Here is a 15,196-nt window from a genome sequence, read left to right as displayed (position 1 = left end):
CTCGCTGTAACGGGGGAAGTGGCGGACGCACCGGCGTCGAGGCGATGCGCAACCAGCCCGCGCGCAATCACAACAGATGGAGGCAGACAACGTGGCATATACCGATCGTATCGATGGCGGCTACACGGCCCGGCGGCACAACCGCTGGGTGCAGCTCGTCGCTGGCATTCTCTGCATGGGGCTCGTGGCGAACCTGCAGTACGCGTGGACGCTCTTCGTCGTGCCGATGGATGCACGGCATCACTGGGGGCAGGCTGCGATTCAGCTCGCCTTTTCGATTTTCATCGTGACGGAAACGTGGCTCGTGCCGGTGGAGGGTTGGCTCGTAGACCGCTTCGGCCCGCGCCCCGTGGTCATGGGCGGCGCCTGTTGCGTGGCGCTCGGCTGGGTGCTCGACGCGTGGGCGCCCGCGCTGCCGGTGCTCTACGTCGCGGCAGTGATCTCGGGCATCGGCGCGGGGTGCGTGTACGGCACGTGCGTCGGCACTGCGCTCAAATGGTTTCCCGACCGGCGCGGTCTCGCCGCCGGCATGACGGCGGCAGGTTTTGGCGCGGGCGCGGCGCTCACGGTCATTCCGATCTCGAACATGATCCAGCAGTCGGGCTATGAGCGCGCGTTCGTGTTCTTTGGACTCCTGCAGGGTGCCTGCATCATGCTGCTCGCGCTGGTGATGGTGCGGCCGAAGCCTCCCGCTCACGCGGCGGGCATGAAGCGCATCGTCGCGACGAAGACCGACTACACGACGAGGCAAATGATTCGCTCGCCCGTTTTCTGGGTGATGTATGCGATGTTCGTCTGCGTGGCGGCGGGCGGCATCATCGCGACGGCGCAGATCGGCCCCATCGCGAAGAGCTACGGCTTCGCCTCGATGCCGGTCACGCTTGTCGCGGCGACGCTGCCGCTGCTCACCATGACGCTCTCGATCAACAATCTCTGCAACGGCTTTACGCGGCCGCTGTGCGGGCTGATTTCGGATCGCATCGGCCGCGAGAATACGATGTTCATCACGTTTCTCGGCGAGGGACTCGCGCTGCTGGGCTTGCGCGCGTTCGGCCACGACCCGTATCTCTTCATGTTGTTCTCGGGGCTCGTGTTCCTGTTCTACGGCGATATCTTTTCGAACTTTCCCGCGACCTGCGCCGATACGTTCGGAGCGAAGTACGCGGCCGGCAACGCGGGCACGCTCTATACCGCGAAGGGGACCGCGGCGATGCTCGTGCCGGTCGCTACGCTGCTCGCGATCCACGGCGGGTGGAACATGGTGTTCGACATGGTCGCCTGCGTGGCGATGATGGCGGGCGTGAGCGCAAAGGTGATCTTGCAGCCGATGCGCCGGCGCTGGATCTTTCAGTCGGGTGAGGAGTCGAGGATTGCCGATTCGGCGTTCGTCCCTTCGCCGCTGGGTTCGCATGAGTGAGCGCGATTGAGGCGCGCCCAGAAGCGTTACGGGCGGGCGGTGCGGTCGTGATCGCGGCGAGCGATTGCGGGGCGCAACGCCCGCATCATCCGCGCGGCGCCCTGTATTCTTGCGCGCACGCGTGAGCGCCGTACGCGCCGCGTATCGATGCGGGCTTGCTCGCGACGCGGGTCCGCTTCGGCGGCGCGCTCGTTTTCCAACCCGAGATGGGCATAACGGCCCTCACTGGCGCTCTTGTCGAGCCAGTGTTCGGGCAGCCGGGTTGCGAGCAGCCAGGTCGCGGCGGCGCCAAAGCTGACGGCGACGATCGCAGCGACGACAACGAGTTCCATACGGTCTTCCTCAATCGGCTTGTCATGGGTTTGCACGCACGCGCCGTGCCGTGTGGCAATGTATACCATGAAACATAACGGAGCGAGGCAGGCGGATACAGGCCGCAAAACGAAAAAGCCCGCAGATTTGCGGGCTTTTTCGATGAATCCTGTGTGCTGCTAACTTCTGCTTGATGAGACGTGGTGCCCAAGAGAGGACTCGAACCTCCACAGTGTTGCCACCGCCAGGACCTGAACCTGGTGCGTCTACCAATTCCGCCACCTGGGCACGTCTTCAAGCTAGAAAAAGATTGTGACGCGATTTCGCGTGCCTGTCAATAAATCTTTTCAAAAAATCTTCATCCCGGGAACGCGGCTGCTGCGTTTTACGCGATAGCAGGGCAGTTGTACTCGCTGCTGCCGCCGGAAATGAAAAAGGCCGGCATGAAGCCGGCCTTTTGAATCTGGTGCCCAAGAGAGGACTCGAACCTCCACAGTGTTGCCACCGCCAGGACCTGAACCTGGTGCGTCTACCAATTCCGCCACCTGGGCAAGGTGTCGTTTGCTGTTCAACGTGTTGTGCAGCAAAGATCAAAATTATAGCGGGATCGGAACGGCTGTCAAGCGTTTTATGGAAGGCGATAAAGCGCGGCTGCCCAGGCGTTGCAGACCGCGTGGAGTGGCCGTCTCGTCGCGCCGCAAGGCCGCTCCCACGGCTCGTAGGGTGCGATGCGGGTGTTAGAATGCCTCGCAGAAGTTCCGCCGGCCAAAGTCCGTGATTCTGGTGCTGCGTGCAGCGTGGCGCACGCAGCGCGAGCGGTCAGGCAATCCACGTACGGGCCGGCAGATTGCAGCACTCGAAGACCGGGCGCCGCCCGCATGTATCACACATTCGGGCCGCGCGAAATCCGACGTCCACGCAACGAGAACAACCATCGATAAGCCCTTGAGCAAATATCCGTATCCGATTCCCAGCCGCGAAGAGATTCTCGGCGTGCTGCGGACCAGCGACTCGCCGTGCACTGCGAACGATATCGCCGAGGCGCTCTCCATCAAGCGCCAGGAGCGTGAAGGGTTCTTCAGGCGGCTCGCCGCCATGGAGCGCGACGGGCAGATCCGGCTCGACTCGCGCGGCCACTACCAGCTCGCCCATCCTTCGAATTTCGTCGCCGGTCGCGTGCAGGGGCATCGCGACGGCTACGGCTTCCTCGTGCGCGACGACGGGCAGGACGATCTGTTCCTGCCGCAAGGCGAAATGCAGAAGGTCATGCACAACGACCGCGTGCTCGCGCGCATCGTCGGCTATGACCGGCGCGGGCGGCCGGAAGGACATATCGTCGAAGTCACCGACCGTGCGAACCGCAGTGTCATCGGGCGCCTGCTCAACGAGAACGGCGCGCTGATCGTCGCGCCGGAAGACAAGCGCATCGGCCACGATATCCTCGTCACGCAGAATCCCAAGAAGGCCAAGGTCGGCCAGGTCGTGGTCGTCGAGCTCACCGATTTCCCCAGTCGCCACTCGCAGCCGCTCGGCCGCGTGATGGAAGTGCTTGGCGACATCGACGATCCGGGCATGGAGATCGAGATCGCCGTGCGCAAGTACGGCGTGCCGCACGAGTTCAGCAAGAGCGCGCTCGACGAAGCCGCGAAGCTGCCCGACGCCGTGCGTCCCACCGACATTCGTTATCGCGTGGACTTGCGCGACGTGCCGCTCGTCACCATCGACGGCGAAGATGCGCGCGACTTCGACGACGCCGTGTATTGCGAGCCGATGCAGGTGGGCAAGGGCGAGGGCTTCCGCCTGATCGTCGCCATCGCCGATGTCTCGCATTACGTGCTGCCGGGCGGCGGTCTCGATGTGGACGCGATCGAGCGCAGCACGTCGGTGTATTTCCCGCGCCGCGTGATTCCGATGCTGCCCGAGAAGCTCTCGAACGGGCTCTGTTCGCTCAATCCGCACGTCGACCGCTGCGTGCTCGTGTGCGACATGGTGATCACCGCGCGCGGCGAGATCAAGGCCTACCAGTTCTATCCGGGCGTCATGCACTCGGCGGCGCGGCTCACGTATACCGAAGTCGCGGCGGTGCTGACCAACACCAAGGGCCCCGAGGCCACGCGCCGCGCGGCGCTGCTGCCGCAACTGCAGAATCTCTATGGCGTGTACAAGTCGCTCTTCGCCGCGCGCCAGAAGCGCGGCGCGATCGATTTCGATACGACCGAGACGTACATCGTCTGCAATGCGCAAGGCAAGATCGAGCAGATCGTGCCGCGCCAGCGCAACGATGCGCACAAGCTGATCGAAGAGTGCATGCTCGCGGCCAACGTGTGCGCGGCGGACTTCATGAAGCGCCACAAGCACCCGGGCCTGTACCGCGTGCACGCGGGGCCGACCGCCGAAAAGCTCGAAAACCTGCGCACCTTCCTGCGTGGCATGGGCCTTTCGCTCGGCGGCGGCGACACGCCGCACGCGAGCGACTACGCCGCGCTGATGGCGCACATCCGCGACCGCCCCGACGCGCAGATGCTGCAGACCATGCTGCTGCGCTCGATGCAGCAGGCCGTGTACAGCCCGGACAATATCGGTCACTTCGGTCTTGCGTACGAGGCTTACGCGCACTTCACGAGCCCGATTCGCCGCTATCCCGACCTGCTCACGCACCGCGCGATCTACGCGATCCTGCAGGGCAAGAAGTACCAGCCGCAGGCGCCCGAGGGCGTCGAGCTCAATACCGCGCTCTCGCCGCGCGCCCGCGCGCTGCAGGCCGAGGACGAGGAGAAGCGCGGCAAGCGCGCCCGCGGCGCCAACACGGCGATCTGGGAAGAACTGGGCCTGCACTGCTCGGCGAACGAGCGCCGCGCCGACGAAGCCTCGCGCGACGTCGAAGCCTGGCTCAAGTGCTACTTCATGCGCGACAAGCTCGGCGAAGAGTACGGCGGGATGGTGAGCGGCGTGACGTCGTTCGGCATTTTCGTGCAGCTCGACGCGCTCTTCATCGAAGGTCTGGTGCATGTGACGGAACTGGGCTCGGACTACTTCCAGTACGACGAGATCAAGAACGAACTGCGTGGCGAGCGCACGGGCATTCGCTATCGTCTGTCGGACCGCGTGCGCGTGCAGGTGAGCCGCGTGGATCTCGACGCACGCAAGATCGACTTCCGCCTCGTGCGCGATACGCCCGTGAAGCCGGGCGGCAACCGGCCGATGCCGGTCGACAAGAGCACCATGGAAGGTGGACCGCGTGTGCGCGCGCTGCCGGGCGGCGACATGGCGCGCCAGAAGAAGGCTGCGCCGGCGCCGAGCGTCGCGGTGAAGGAGGCGCGCGCGGCACGCGGCGCCGCCAAGACCGCGAAGAAGCGCTCGGCCGTGAAGCCGGCGCCCAAGAAGCAGGCGCCGCGCAAGAAGCGCTGAGCGCCATGCATGCGGAGCGTCAAACGCGCTCCGCAGCCAGTACCTATCCGGGCCGCGCCGCCGTGCGCGTGCCCGGTTTTTTCACTTGCTTGCCGCGCCGGGTTTTGCCGCATGGGCGCGCGGCTTGCATACGCCGGACCGCACGATGCGGCCGGCTGACTATCGTTGCTGGCGGCGCTGTGTCTGCGCCGCGAAACGTTCATCAGGGGTTGTATCAGTCATGTCACGTCTCAAGGTTCTTTACGGGTTTCATGCGGTGACCGCACGCTTGCGGCACGACGCGTCCACGGTCGAGGATGTCTACTACGATCCGACGCGCCGCGACCGCCGCATGCAGGACTTCCTGCACACCGCGAAGGAAGCCGGCGCGCGCGTGATCGCGGCCGACGAAACGCGCCTCTGGGGTCTCGCGCACACGGAGCGCCACCAGGGCGTGGTGGCCCGCGTGCACGATCTGGCGCTCGCGCAGAATCTCGCGGAGCTGCTCGACGGCATCCAGGGCTCGCCGCTCTTGCTCGTGCTCGACGGCGTGACCGATCCGCACAATCTCGGCGCGTGCCTGCGTGTAGCCGACGCGGCCGGCGCGCACGCGGTGATCGCCCCGCGCGACCGCGCCGTCGGTCTGAACGCCACGGCCGCGAAGGTGGCGAGCGGCGCGGCGGACACCGTGCCCTATATCACCGTGACGAACCTCGCGCGTGCGCTGCGCGAGCTCAAGGACGCGGGCGTGTGGGTGGTCGGCACCGCCGACGACGCGAGCGCGAGCCTCTACCAGACGAAGCTCGACGGTCCGGTCGCGCTCGTGCTGGGCGCCGAAGGCGAGGGCATGCGCCGCCTCACGCGCGAAACCTGCGACGAAGTCATGCAGATTCCGATGGCGGGCACGGTCGAGAGCCTGAATGTTTCCGTCGCTTCGGGCGTCTGCCTGTTCGAAGCGGTGCGCCAACGCTCGGCCGCGCGCTGACCGCCGGCGGGATCAGCCGTTTCGCGATCCTGCGAGATGCGGGCAGCCCGTGCCCGCATCTCCGGTAAACTATGCGGATTCCGCGTTTTTCTCCTCCTCGGGCTGTACTCCCATGACTCAAGACGAACTCAAGCAACTGGTCGGCCAGGCCGCCGCCGACTATGTCAACGCGAACGTGCCGGAAGGCGTCGTAATCGGCGTCGGCACGGGCTCCACTGCGAACTGCTTCATCGACGCGCTGGCGGCGAGCAAGGGCCGCTACCGCGGCGCCGTGTCGAGCTCGGTCGCAACCACCGCGCGCCTCGAAGCACACGGCTTCAAGATTTTCGACCTCAACGAGATCGAATCGCTGCCCGTATACGTGGACGGCGCCGATGAAATCGACGGCGCCGGCGCCATGATCAAGGGCGGCGGCGGCGCGCTCACGCGCGAGAAGATCGTGGCTTCGGTGTCGGACGTGTTCGTCTGCATCGCCGATGCGAGCAAGCGCGTCGACGTGCTCGGCCAGTTCCCGCTGCCCATCGAAGTCGTGCCGATGGCGCGCACGGCCATTGGCCGCCGCGTGACGGCGCTCGGCGGCGTGCCGGTGCTGCGCGTGCAAAAGGACGGCTCGCCCTTTATCACCGACAACGGCAACGAGATTCTCGACGTGAAGGGCCTGCGCATCAGCGACCCGCGCACGCTCGAGGCGCATGTCAACGCATGGCCGGGCGTGGTGACGGTGGGTCTGTTCGCCGCACGCGGCGCGGACTTCTGCCTGCTCGGCGGCGAATCCGGCGTCGAGCGCATCGATTACCGCAAGGCCTGAGCGGCCTCGCGCGAGCGGCGCGTGCAACAGGCTTGCGCCTGATTGCCTGTGCGCTCCCGCTCTTTATCCGGCAGGCCTGCGTGGCCTGCCGAACCGAACGTCGCGATTAATCATTAAAAGAACGCGATTTTCCGGATCTGGTTGTCCGCGCATCTATCTGAGACTTCAATTTGCCCTTCAATGATTTTTGAAAGGGAATCTCCGAATTCAAGGCGTTCGCAATTCGCTACGTTGAGAACCGCACACAAAAATGCGAATGACGTAGCAATAATCTGACTGTCTGAGATATAAATTCACCGTCCGGCGGCGTTATGCAAAAAGTTCGCTAAAAGAGACGTCGAAGCGACCGGACAGGGGAAGGGCGGCGCGCGAAAATGCGCGGCGGCCCATGGGTTTCGGTCAGGCGGTGCGCGAAAGTTGCTGGCGTACGCTGCGTGGCGCACGGGGAAATAATGACAACAGCGGGTGTTGAACGATTTGTGTCGGACTACTATTCAATGCGGGTCCGAAAAAAAGGCACAGGGTTTTACGGGGTATTCCTTTTTGCTCTCTGGATTTTCAATTCTGCATGATCGCCTGATTTGCGCGAATGCGTAAAGCTTAGTGGCGTTCTGCGCGCGAATCTAATCTGGTAACTCCATTAAACGGTCTTCCTATATCGGGCTGGTCCGCGGGGATATTCGCGCGTAGTAGATGCAGTGATTTTATCGGCATTGCAATTGAAGTCGTGTTAAATGCGCCCGCACTATCAGGGGGAGTGTGCGCGCATTCATCCAACGTTCCCCTGTTTTATCAGGAAGACCACAATCATGAAGAAGATTCAGGCCATTTCGCTCGCCGCCATGCTCTCTTTCGCTTCGGCTGCCGCATTCGCAGGCGGTGCCGGCGGTATGGGCGCGCCGTCGTCCTCCACCACGTCGGCGGTGGGCGCAGCGGGTGTCGGCTTTGGCGCTACGGCACTCACGTCGAACTCGACCTCGTCGGTCAACGGCAGTTTCACGTCGGCGCTGACGGTGCCGGGCCATATCGACGCTACGGTGTCGCAAGGCAACCAGTCGTTCTCGAACGCGAGCCTCACGTTCGGTTCGAGCTACACGACGCAAAACGGCAACTCGCAGACTTACGGCCAGACGGCTAACGGCAACGTCGGCCAGACCGGCACGACGACCACGAACCAGAATTCGTCGACGCTCGGCTTCACGAGCGCCACGCAGTCGGGTTCGCAGAACTTCAATTCGTCGGTGATCAACACGTCGTTCAACGGTTCGAGCGGCAGCTACGGCGGCTCGGGTTTCACGTCGAACGCGAGCGCGAACGGCACCGGCACGGCCAATGCCGATGGCGGCGTCGGCATCGTCGCAGCGGGCGGTTCGGGTTCGCTCACGGGCGGCATGCACTGGTAATCCGAACGGGTCAGCCGTTCACTAGCGCGTCGGAGAGGGGGCGCCGCCCCCTTTCCGTTCACGGAGAGAAGAATGAGCAAGCTGAAACAAAAAATGGCCGTTGCCGGGGTGTTGCTGTTTGCAGGCGCCGCGTGGGCGCAAACCACGCCGACAATGACGTCGGGGACCACGTCCACGTCGAGCCAGATGAGCACCGTCTCCAATACCGTCGTATTGCCGAGCGGCGGTACGTCGGACGTCACGTATCACGGCGGCTACGATGTGCGCACGACGCCGACGGTCTATGCGCCGGCCTTGACGGCCTCGGTGACCGAGACCTGCTGGGGCAGCATTTCCGCCGCGGTGTCGGTGGTGGGCGTGGGCGCGACGGCGGCGGGCACCATCAAGGACATGGACTGCAACAAGCGCTTGAATGCGGCTGTGGCATGGCGCATGGACCGCAAGGACATTGCGTTCAACATCATGTGTCAGGAAGACGACTTCCGCGAGGCTGCCGCGCTGACCGATCATCCTTGCGGCGACAATCGCAAGGTCGCGAAGAATGACGGCGCACCCGTGCAGTTGCGCAGTGCCGACACGAGCCCGGACTCGAAGCTTCAGGAGCCGACCGACCCGTTCGTGCGCGAACGCGAGCATTTGCCCGCCTTGCCGCTTGCACAGGCGCTCGTGCCTTCGGCTAATTGAATCGCGCAAGGCTGAAGAGAAGAGGGCGCGCTCCTGTTCTCTTCAGCTGGCACCGCAAGACACGATCGATTCGGAATCCTGTGCAATGCTGTTCCGTGCCTGACGAGACGCGAACGAACTCGCGGCGCGCAACGAAAACGCGCGCGCGATTACGCGCTCACTCGACCGTTTCCGCCTGGTGCAGGCGCGGCAGCAGCCGGTCGAATTCGCGGCGCACGAGCCCGTAGCACTCGCAGGCGCGGGCTTCGAGGCCCTCGCGATCGAGCACGCGGATATGGCCGCGGCTGTGATGGATCAGGCCTTCGTCGTGCAGCTTGCCGGCCGCTTCGGTAACGCCTTCGCGGCGCACGCCGAGCATGTCGGCGATGAGCTGCTGCGTGACGCTGAGATCGTTGGACGCCACGCGGTCCACTTCGATCAGCAGCCAGCGGCACAGCTGCTTGCTGAGCGAGTGGTGACGATTGCACGCAGCGGTCTGTGCGACCTGCGTGAGCAGCGCGTGCATATAGAGCAGCATGAGGCGGCGCAGGAAGTCCGAGCGCGCGAATTGCTGCTTGAGGGCTTGCGCGCTCATGCGATAGGCGAAGCCCGCGCATTGCACCTGCACGCGGTTCGGCATCGTTTCGCCGCCCGTGAGCACGGGCACGCCAGTCATGCCTTCGCGGCCGACTGCCGCGATTTCGACCGAACTGCCGTCCTCCATCGTCGAAAGCAGCGAGACGATCGCGGTAGTCGGAAAGTACACGTGATGAATGCGCTGGCCGGAATCGCAGATCAACTGTTCGGTGCGCAGATGAGCGAGTTCGAGGTGCGGGGCGAGAGCCTGCCATTCGTGCGACGGGAGGGCGCCCAGCAAATGGTTGCCGTGAAGATCGGATTGAAGGGTTAACATGACTGGTCCTCGTGCGAAGCGGCGCGAGCCGCCTCCTGTTTTTTGATTCCGTGCGCCGAACTCGTTGTTGTCTGCCGTTTCCCGTGCGGCTCTTGTGTTCGTCGTGCCGGCCCCATAGTCCCGCTTGTTCGTGCCTCGTCCCACTCTCGCGTTTGTCTGCGCGGTTTCGTTCGTCCGCATCTGCGCTCGTGTGGCGATCTCTCTTTAGCAGGGTGTGTGCCAGTCGGTGCGAAAGCACGCATTGAAGCGGCTGAGCGCGAGTCGGCCATGCGGCAGCGCGGCGAAACACCGCATTTTTGTTTCAGTTTTGTACGGCGAATTCGCGGACCACCGCCCTGCGCATCGCCTGAGTGGAAGTCGCAAGCCGTTGATTTCATTGAATTATTTCCCCTGTCGAGCGGGGGATTCAGAAATGGCTCCTCGTTGAAACATGGCTCCGGGGCGATTCGGGCAGCGACCAGAAAACAAGCGGTTTTGATTCAGTTCTGTTGCAACGCAAACGAAGCCGCCGAAAAAAAGTTCGGCGCTGAAACGTCGCGTGCGAGTGGCTTTACGGCGCGCCCGCCGTTACGCATGCGATCAGTGTGGGTATGCGTACAGATTGGCATGCCGAGGTTTGCTCCAATGAGGTCCGTAAAAAGCCTCGAGGCGTTGCGAGGCTTTAGAGGTCCGGGAGGCGCGTGACGCTTCGCACGAGCCCGCCGGCAGGCAGGCGCGGCGTTCGTCGACGTGACCCGACGTATTTCAACGGGGAGCTCACTGCATGAATCAGCTTGTGACGCCTGCCGGTGTGATCGCGGCAGCCAATGAACCCGAAGTCGCGCTCATCGTTCAGCCCGTGGTGCTGGCCGGGGGCTCGGGCACGCGGCTTTGGCCGCTCTCGCGCGAGCACTGCCCGAAACAGCTGATCGACCTGCTCGACGGCGAGTCGCTGCTCGAAGCCACGGTGCGGCGGCTCGACGGGGTGTATGCCGAGGCGGGCGCGGCGATCCGCAAGGCCGCGCCTGTCGTCGTGAGCAGCGAGGAACTGCGGCTCATGACCGTCGACCGGCTCGGCCGCAGCGGCACGCCCGCTCGCGTCGTGCTCGAACCGGTCGCGCGCAACACGGCGCCGGCGCTCACTGTGGCGGCGCTGGCGGCGCGCGCCGGGCACGAGGCAACGCTCGGTCGCGATGGCGCGCTTGCCGGATGCGACAGCGACCCGGTGCTCATCGCCATGCCGGCGGACCACCTGATCGCGGATCGCGCCGCGTTTGCCGCCGCGCTCGAGGAAGCAGTGGGGTATGCGGCGCGCGGCGCGATCGTCACGCTGGGCGTGCCGCCGCAGCGCGCGGAGACCGGCTACGGGTACATCGGCGCGGGCGCGGCGCTCGGCGCGAGCGGCGCACGCGTGATCGAGCGCTTCGTGGAAAAGCCGGGCGCCGAACTCGCGGCGACTTACGTGGCCTCCGGCGATTACCTCTGGAATAGCGGCATTTTCGTGGTGCGCGCATCGGTGTGGCTTGCCGCGATCGCGCACTGCCGGCCGGCTATCGCGGCGCAATGCGCGGCGGCGTTCGAGGCGGCCGCCATCGACGCCGACGGCACCGTGCATCTCGACGCAGCAGCGCTCGCCGCGTGCCCGTCCGATTCCATCGACTACGCGGTGATGGAGTCGCTCGGCGCCGACGCACGGCTCGCGGGCGTGGTCGTGCCGCTCGTGGCCGGCTGGTCCGACGTGGGCGCGTGGGATGCGGTGTGGCAGGTGTCGAACAAGGACGAGAGCGGCAACGTGGCCCGCGGGCGCGTGATGTTCGAAGACGTGACCGACACGTTCGCACATTCGGACGGACGGCTCGTGGCCTGCGTGGGTGTCCACGGCGTGGTGGTGGTCGAAACGGCCGACGCGGTCCTCGTCGCGGCGAGAGATCGCGTGCAGGACGTCAAGGCGATCGTGGGCAAGCTCAGGCAGGAGCGCAGCGCGGTCGCGCAGCATCACCGGCGCGTGGAGCGGCCGTGGGGCTGCTACGACTCGCTCGATCAGGGCGAACGCTTCCAGGTCAAGCGCATCGTCGTGAAGCCGGGCGGGCGGCTGTCGCTGCAGATGCATCATCACCGCGCGGAGCACTGGACCGTGGTGCGTGGCACGGCGCGCGTCACGCGCGGCGAGGAGGTTTTCCTGCTTTCGGAAAACGAATCGACCTATATCCCGCTGGGAGTGAGGCACCGGCTGGAGAATCCGGGCAAGACGCCGCTCGAGATCATCGAGGTTCAGTCAGGCGGTTATCTGGGCGAAGACGACATCGTGCGCTTCGACGATGAGTACGGCCGGATACAACGGTGAACAAATACAACATTGAAAAGCACGATGTTGGGCCGCGCGCGAAAAAGCGTGCGCAGAAGAAACATGCACGCCGGCATCCCTGCATATGCACAGCCAGGGACTGCCGATCGATTTGAAGCCAGTTGAAAGCGTGCCGATTGAAGTAAGCGGGCGATCCATACGATCGCCTTACAAAAACAGCAGCGCAAGGGCCGACGTAACACGCGTAAATACGAACAAGATGCATGCCGCAAGCATCATGTCAGGAGATATCCTGGCTGGCGAATTATGCGAAGCGCATGCAACGTAATACCTAAGTTCGACGACGCACGAGGGCCCGCGCAGTATCCGGCAAACAGGGGCGATAACGCCCACATCGGGGGGGGTAGGGTCATGGAACTGGGGAACAAGGAACGCTCGCTCGTCAGCAAGGTGATGGACGGGCTGATTTCAGGCATCGTCGAGGAGCGGTATGGCGCCGTGCTGCCACCGCAGGACATCCTCTCGAAGGAGTTCGACGTGAGCCGCACGGTGATGCGCGAGGCGCTCTCCATGCTGCTCGCGCGTCATATGCTCGACGTGCGGCCGAAAATAGGCACGCGCATCCGGCCCATGCGCGACTGGCGCATGATCGACGAGGACGTCGTGAACTGGCGTTTCCGCTCGAAACCGGACAAGACGTTTTTGCGCGACGTAATCGAATTTCGCGGCCTGATCGAACCGGCGGCGTGCGCGCTCGCCGCCACGCGCGCGAGCGCGGCGGACATTGCCGGCATTCGCGAGGCGTTCGAGGCGCTGCGCCAGACGAGCACCGACGATCCGAATTTCCAGACCGCCGACGCGCTTCTGCACACGCGCATCCTCGCGGCGAGCGGGAATCAGTTTTATCAGCAGATGGCCGCGATCATTCGTGGCGCGCTCTCGCTGGTGAATCCGATTCTCAGCACGCGTGACGGCGGCTGGAACAACGTCGTGGCGGCCCATGGGCGCATCGTCGAAGCGATCGAGCGGCGTGCGCCGAAAGAAGCCGAAGCGGCCGCGCTCGCGATGATCGAATACACCGCCGACGAACTCACTCGCGCGCTCGCGCCGGAGTTGGAGCAGCGCTAAGGCCGTTCGCGGCGTCGCTTCGCTCGCATCGATCCAGGCGCTGTGCGTGGATCGATGCGAGCGCATTGCGGCGCGCCGCGTGTGCCGGTATCGTGCGTGTCTTTGGGTGCGCCGCGCGTGACGTACGTGACGTACGTCGTGCGGCCGCCCTCGACTTCACAGCCGGAGCACGCAGCACATGAGCGAAACACAAACGATACGTTGGGGCATCGTCGGCGCGGGCCGCATTGCGCATCGCTTCGCGCAGGGCGTCGCGCACGTGCCGCATGCGCGCGTCGAAGCGGTCTGGTCGCGGCGCGCGGCCACTGCGCAGGCGTTTGCCGCGACCTGCGGCGCGCAGGCGTGCGAGAGCGTGGATGCGCTCTTCGCGAGCGGCATCGACGCCGTGTATATCGCCACGATGCAGGACAGTCACGCCCAGTATGCCATTGCCGCGCTCGAAGCCGGCCTGCCCGTGCTGTGCGAAAAGCCCGCCACGGTCAACGGCGCGCAGCTCGAACGCGTGCTCGATGCGGCGCGCCGCGCGCAGCGCCTCTTCATGGAGGCGATGAAGCCGCCGTTTTATCCCCTCTATCGAAAGTTGCGCGCGCAACTGGACGATGATCCTATCGGGCCGGTCGGGCTCGTGCGCGCGGGCTGTTCGGTGGCCAGCGTGCCTGCCGACCATCCATCGCTTTCGTTCGAGCAAGCGGGCGGTGCGCTGCTCGACATCGGCGTGTACGAAATGTTTCTTGCCGTCGACTGGCTCGGCGCGCCGCGCGAGGTGCAGACCGTCGGGCGCCTCGGCTCGACTGGCGTGGATACCTTCGCGAGTCTCAATTGCCAGCATGAGCGCGGTATTGCGCAATTATTCTGCGGGCTCGATCTGCACGGTTATGGCGACGCACTGCTGGCGGGGCCGCACGGCAACGTGACGATACACGCGAACTGGTGGAATCCGGTTCGCGCAACGGTGCGCTATGTGGATGGCCGCGTCGTCGAACTCGACGAGCCGTTCGAGGGTGGCGGCCTCAACTACGAAACGGCGCACTTCTGCGAGCTGCTGCGCGCGGGTGCGCTCGAAAGCCCGGTGATGACGCACGATACCTCGCGCCGCATGTTCGCCATGGCCGACGCGGCGCGAGCGGCGCTCGGACTGCGTTTTCCGTGCGAATGACACGCTAAACAGCGGCCCGTAAGCGAAACGGCCCGCATGTGCGGGCCGTGTCTGTAAACGCATGTGCTATCAGTGTCGTGCAGGCAGCGCGAGGCGCCTTTCGTACCAGTGCTGCACCCATTCGAGCACCTGGCAAAGCACCCAGTACACGGCGGCCGCCGCGAGATAGAGCGGCAGCGGCTGATACGTCGAAGCGATGATTTCCTGCGCGCTGCGCAGCAGCTCTGTCACGGTGATGACCGAAACGAGCGAGGTGTCCTTGATGAGGCTGATGAGGCTGTTCGAGAGACTCGGCACGGCGATGCGCAACGCCTGCGGCGCGATCACGTAGCGCAGCGTCTGCGTGCGCGAGAGGCCTAGGCTATAGGCCGCGAGCCACTGTCCGCTATGAATGCCGAGAATCGCGCCACGCATGCTCTCCGAGAGATAGGCCGCCACGTTCGCAGAGAGCGCGATCACGCCTGCGGGCGTCGGGTCGAGCGAGATGCCGACGCTCGGCAATCCGTAATAAATGACGAAGATCTGCACGAGCAGCGGCGTGCCGCGCATCAGGCTCACATACACGCGCGCGATGAACACGAGCGTACGGTTCGAGCTGATGCCCATGAGCGCGAGCACGGCACCGCCGATGAGCCCGAAGATCATCGAAAGCACGGCGAACTTGACCGTCAGCACCGCGCCCTGTGCGAGCACCGGCAGCGACTGGATGATGAGCGTATAGATGGGCATGGGCGTAGGTA

General features: G+C 64.7%; 12 protein-coding genes and 2 tRNA genes. 9 read left to right on the top strand and 5 right to left on the bottom strand.

Annotated elements, in window-relative coordinates:
• Positions 1–91: 91 nt before the first annotated feature.
• Positions 92–1,417: an oxalate/formate MFS antiporter gene (oxlT, locus tag AB3X98_RS22010; protein ID WP_368604114.1), complete on the top strand. Its 1,326-nt coding sequence runs from the start codon at positions 92–94 to the stop codon at positions 1,415–1,417.
• 26 nt (positions 1,418–1,443) lie between these two features.
• On the opposite strand, the gene AB3X98_RS22005 is transcribed toward oxlT, so the two are convergent.
• From AB3X98_RS22005 to AB3X98_RS21995, 3 genes are all read right to left on the bottom strand, one after another.
• The gene (locus tag AB3X98_RS22005; protein WP_069267846.1) at positions 1,444–1,749 is read right to left on the bottom strand and encodes a hypothetical protein; all 306 of its coding nucleotides are present in this window, start codon (positions 1,747–1,749) and stop codon (positions 1,444–1,446) included.
• Positions 1,750–1,930: 181 nt separating this feature from the next.
• Positions 1,931–2,017 (bottom strand) — tRNA-Leu (locus tag AB3X98_RS22000).
• Between the two features lie 176 nt (positions 2,018–2,193).
• Positions 2,194–2,280, bottom strand: a tRNA-Leu gene (locus AB3X98_RS21995).
• 394 nt (positions 2,281–2,674) lie between these two features.
• Here AB3X98_RS21995 and rnr point away from each other — a divergent pair.
• The 5 genes from rnr to AB3X98_RS21970 all read left to right on the top strand — a co-directional run bounded on the left by rnr (position 2,675) and on the right by AB3X98_RS21970 (position 8,996).
• Complete coding sequence (gene rnr / locus AB3X98_RS21990; protein ID WP_069267581.1) at positions 2,675–5,137, top strand: ribonuclease R; 2,463 nt, start codon at positions 2,675–2,677, stop codon at positions 5,135–5,137.
• 220 nt (positions 5,138–5,357) lie between these two features.
• Positions 5,358–6,101, top strand: coding sequence for a 23S rRNA (guanosine(2251)-2'-O)-methyltransferase RlmB (rlmB, locus tag AB3X98_RS21985; RefSeq protein ID WP_069267580.1), 744 nt, complete (start codon positions 5,358–5,360; stop codon positions 6,099–6,101).
• 112 nt (positions 6,102–6,213) lie between these two features.
• Positions 6,214–6,909, top strand: a complete 696-nt coding sequence (gene rpiA, locus AB3X98_RS21980; RefSeq protein ID WP_069267579.1) for a ribose-5-phosphate isomerase RpiA — start codon at positions 6,214–6,216, stop codon at positions 6,907–6,909.
• Positions 6,910–7,718: 809 nt separating this feature from the next.
• Positions 7,719–8,312 (top strand): hypothetical protein, encoded by a 594-nt coding sequence (locus tag AB3X98_RS21975; RefSeq protein ID WP_069267578.1) that lies wholly within the window; start codon positions 7,719–7,721, stop codon positions 8,310–8,312.
• Positions 8,313–8,384: 72 nt separating this feature from the next.
• Positions 8,385–8,996, top strand: coding sequence for a hypothetical protein (locus AB3X98_RS21970; RefSeq protein ID WP_368604115.1), 612 nt, complete (start codon positions 8,385–8,387; stop codon positions 8,994–8,996).
• Between the two features lie 157 nt (positions 8,997–9,153).
• Here the strand turns inward: AB3X98_RS21970 and AB3X98_RS21965 are convergent, their stop codons facing one another.
• The gene (locus tag AB3X98_RS21965) at positions 9,154–9,888 is read right to left on the bottom strand and encodes a Crp/Fnr family transcriptional regulator (RefSeq protein WP_368604116.1); all 735 of its coding nucleotides are present in this window, start codon (positions 9,886–9,888) and stop codon (positions 9,154–9,156) included.
• A 763-nt stretch (positions 9,889–10,651) separates the two neighbouring features.
• Between AB3X98_RS21965 and AB3X98_RS21960 the strand changes: the two genes are divergently transcribed.
• The 3 genes from AB3X98_RS21960 (at position 10,652) to AB3X98_RS21950 (ending at position 14,456) form a co-directional block, all read left to right on the top strand.
• Complete coding sequence (locus AB3X98_RS21960) at positions 10,652–12,211, top strand: mannose-1-phosphate guanylyltransferase/mannose-6-phosphate isomerase (protein ID WP_368604117.1); 1,560 nt, start codon at positions 10,652–10,654, stop codon at positions 12,209–12,211.
• Positions 12,212–12,583: 372 nt separating this feature from the next.
• Positions 12,584–13,300, top strand: coding sequence for a FadR/GntR family transcriptional regulator (locus AB3X98_RS21955; protein ID WP_069267574.1), 717 nt, complete (start codon positions 12,584–12,586; stop codon positions 13,298–13,300).
• Positions 13,301–13,478: 178 nt separating this feature from the next.
• The gene (locus AB3X98_RS21950) at positions 13,479–14,456 is read left to right on the top strand and encodes a Gfo/Idh/MocA family protein (RefSeq protein WP_368604118.1); all 978 of its coding nucleotides are present in this window, start codon (positions 13,479–13,481) and stop codon (positions 14,454–14,456) included.
• Positions 14,457–14,525: 69 nt separating this feature from the next.
• Here the strand turns inward: AB3X98_RS21950 and AB3X98_RS21945 are convergent, their stop codons facing one another.
• Positions 14,526–15,185 carry an amino acid ABC transporter permease gene (locus AB3X98_RS21945; RefSeq protein WP_028204859.1) on the bottom strand — a complete coding sequence of 220 codons (660 nt, stop codon included), beginning with the start codon at positions 15,183–15,185 and terminating at the stop codon, positions 14,526–14,528.
• Positions 15,186–15,196 lie beyond the last annotated feature (11 nt).

Source organism: Paraburkholderia sp. BR14312 (assembly GCF_040948675.1).
Lineage (GTDB): Bacteria > Pseudomonadota > Gammaproteobacteria > Burkholderiales > Burkholderiaceae > Paraburkholderia > Paraburkholderia nodosa_A.
Note: the sequence above shows the minus strand (reverse complement) of the source record. Positions and strands in the feature narration are given on the sequence as shown.

What these genes read in the sequence shown, in the direction of transcription:
- AB3X98_RS22005 (WP_069267846.1), bottom strand. Translation starts at nt 1,749, where the DNA reads ATGGAACTCGTTGTCGTCGCTGCGATCGTCGCCGTCAGCTTTGGCGCC.
- rlmB (WP_069267580.1), top strand. Translation starts at nt 5,358, where the DNA reads ATGTCACGTCTCAAGGTTCTTTACGGGTTTCATGCGGTGACCGCACGC.
- rpiA (WP_069267579.1), top strand. Translation starts at nt 6,214, where the DNA reads ATGACTCAAGACGAACTCAAGCAACTGGTCGGCCAGGCCGCCGCCGAC.
- AB3X98_RS21975 (WP_069267578.1), top strand. Translation starts at nt 7,719, where the DNA reads ATGAAGAAGATTCAGGCCATTTCGCTCGCCGCCATGCTCTCTTTCGCT.
- AB3X98_RS21970 (WP_368604115.1), top strand. Translation starts at nt 8,385, where the DNA reads ATGAGCAAGCTGAAACAAAAAATGGCCGTTGCCGGGGTGTTGCTGTTT.
- AB3X98_RS21965 (WP_368604116.1), bottom strand. Translation starts at nt 9,888, where the DNA reads ATGTTAACCCTTCAATCCGATCTTCACGGCAACCATTTGCTGGGCGCC.
- AB3X98_RS21960 (WP_368604117.1), top strand. Translation starts at nt 10,652, where the DNA reads ATGAATCAGCTTGTGACGCCTGCCGGTGTGATCGCGGCAGCCAATGAA.
- AB3X98_RS21955 (WP_069267574.1), top strand. Translation starts at nt 12,584, where the DNA reads ATGGAACTGGGGAACAAGGAACGCTCGCTCGTCAGCAAGGTGATGGAC.
- AB3X98_RS21950 (WP_368604118.1), top strand. Translation starts at nt 13,479, where the DNA reads ATGAGCGAAACACAAACGATACGTTGGGGCATCGTCGGCGCGGGCCGC.
- AB3X98_RS21945 (WP_028204859.1), bottom strand. Translation starts at nt 15,185, where the DNA reads ATGCCCATCTATACGCTCATCATCCAGTCGCTGCCGGTGCTCGCACAG.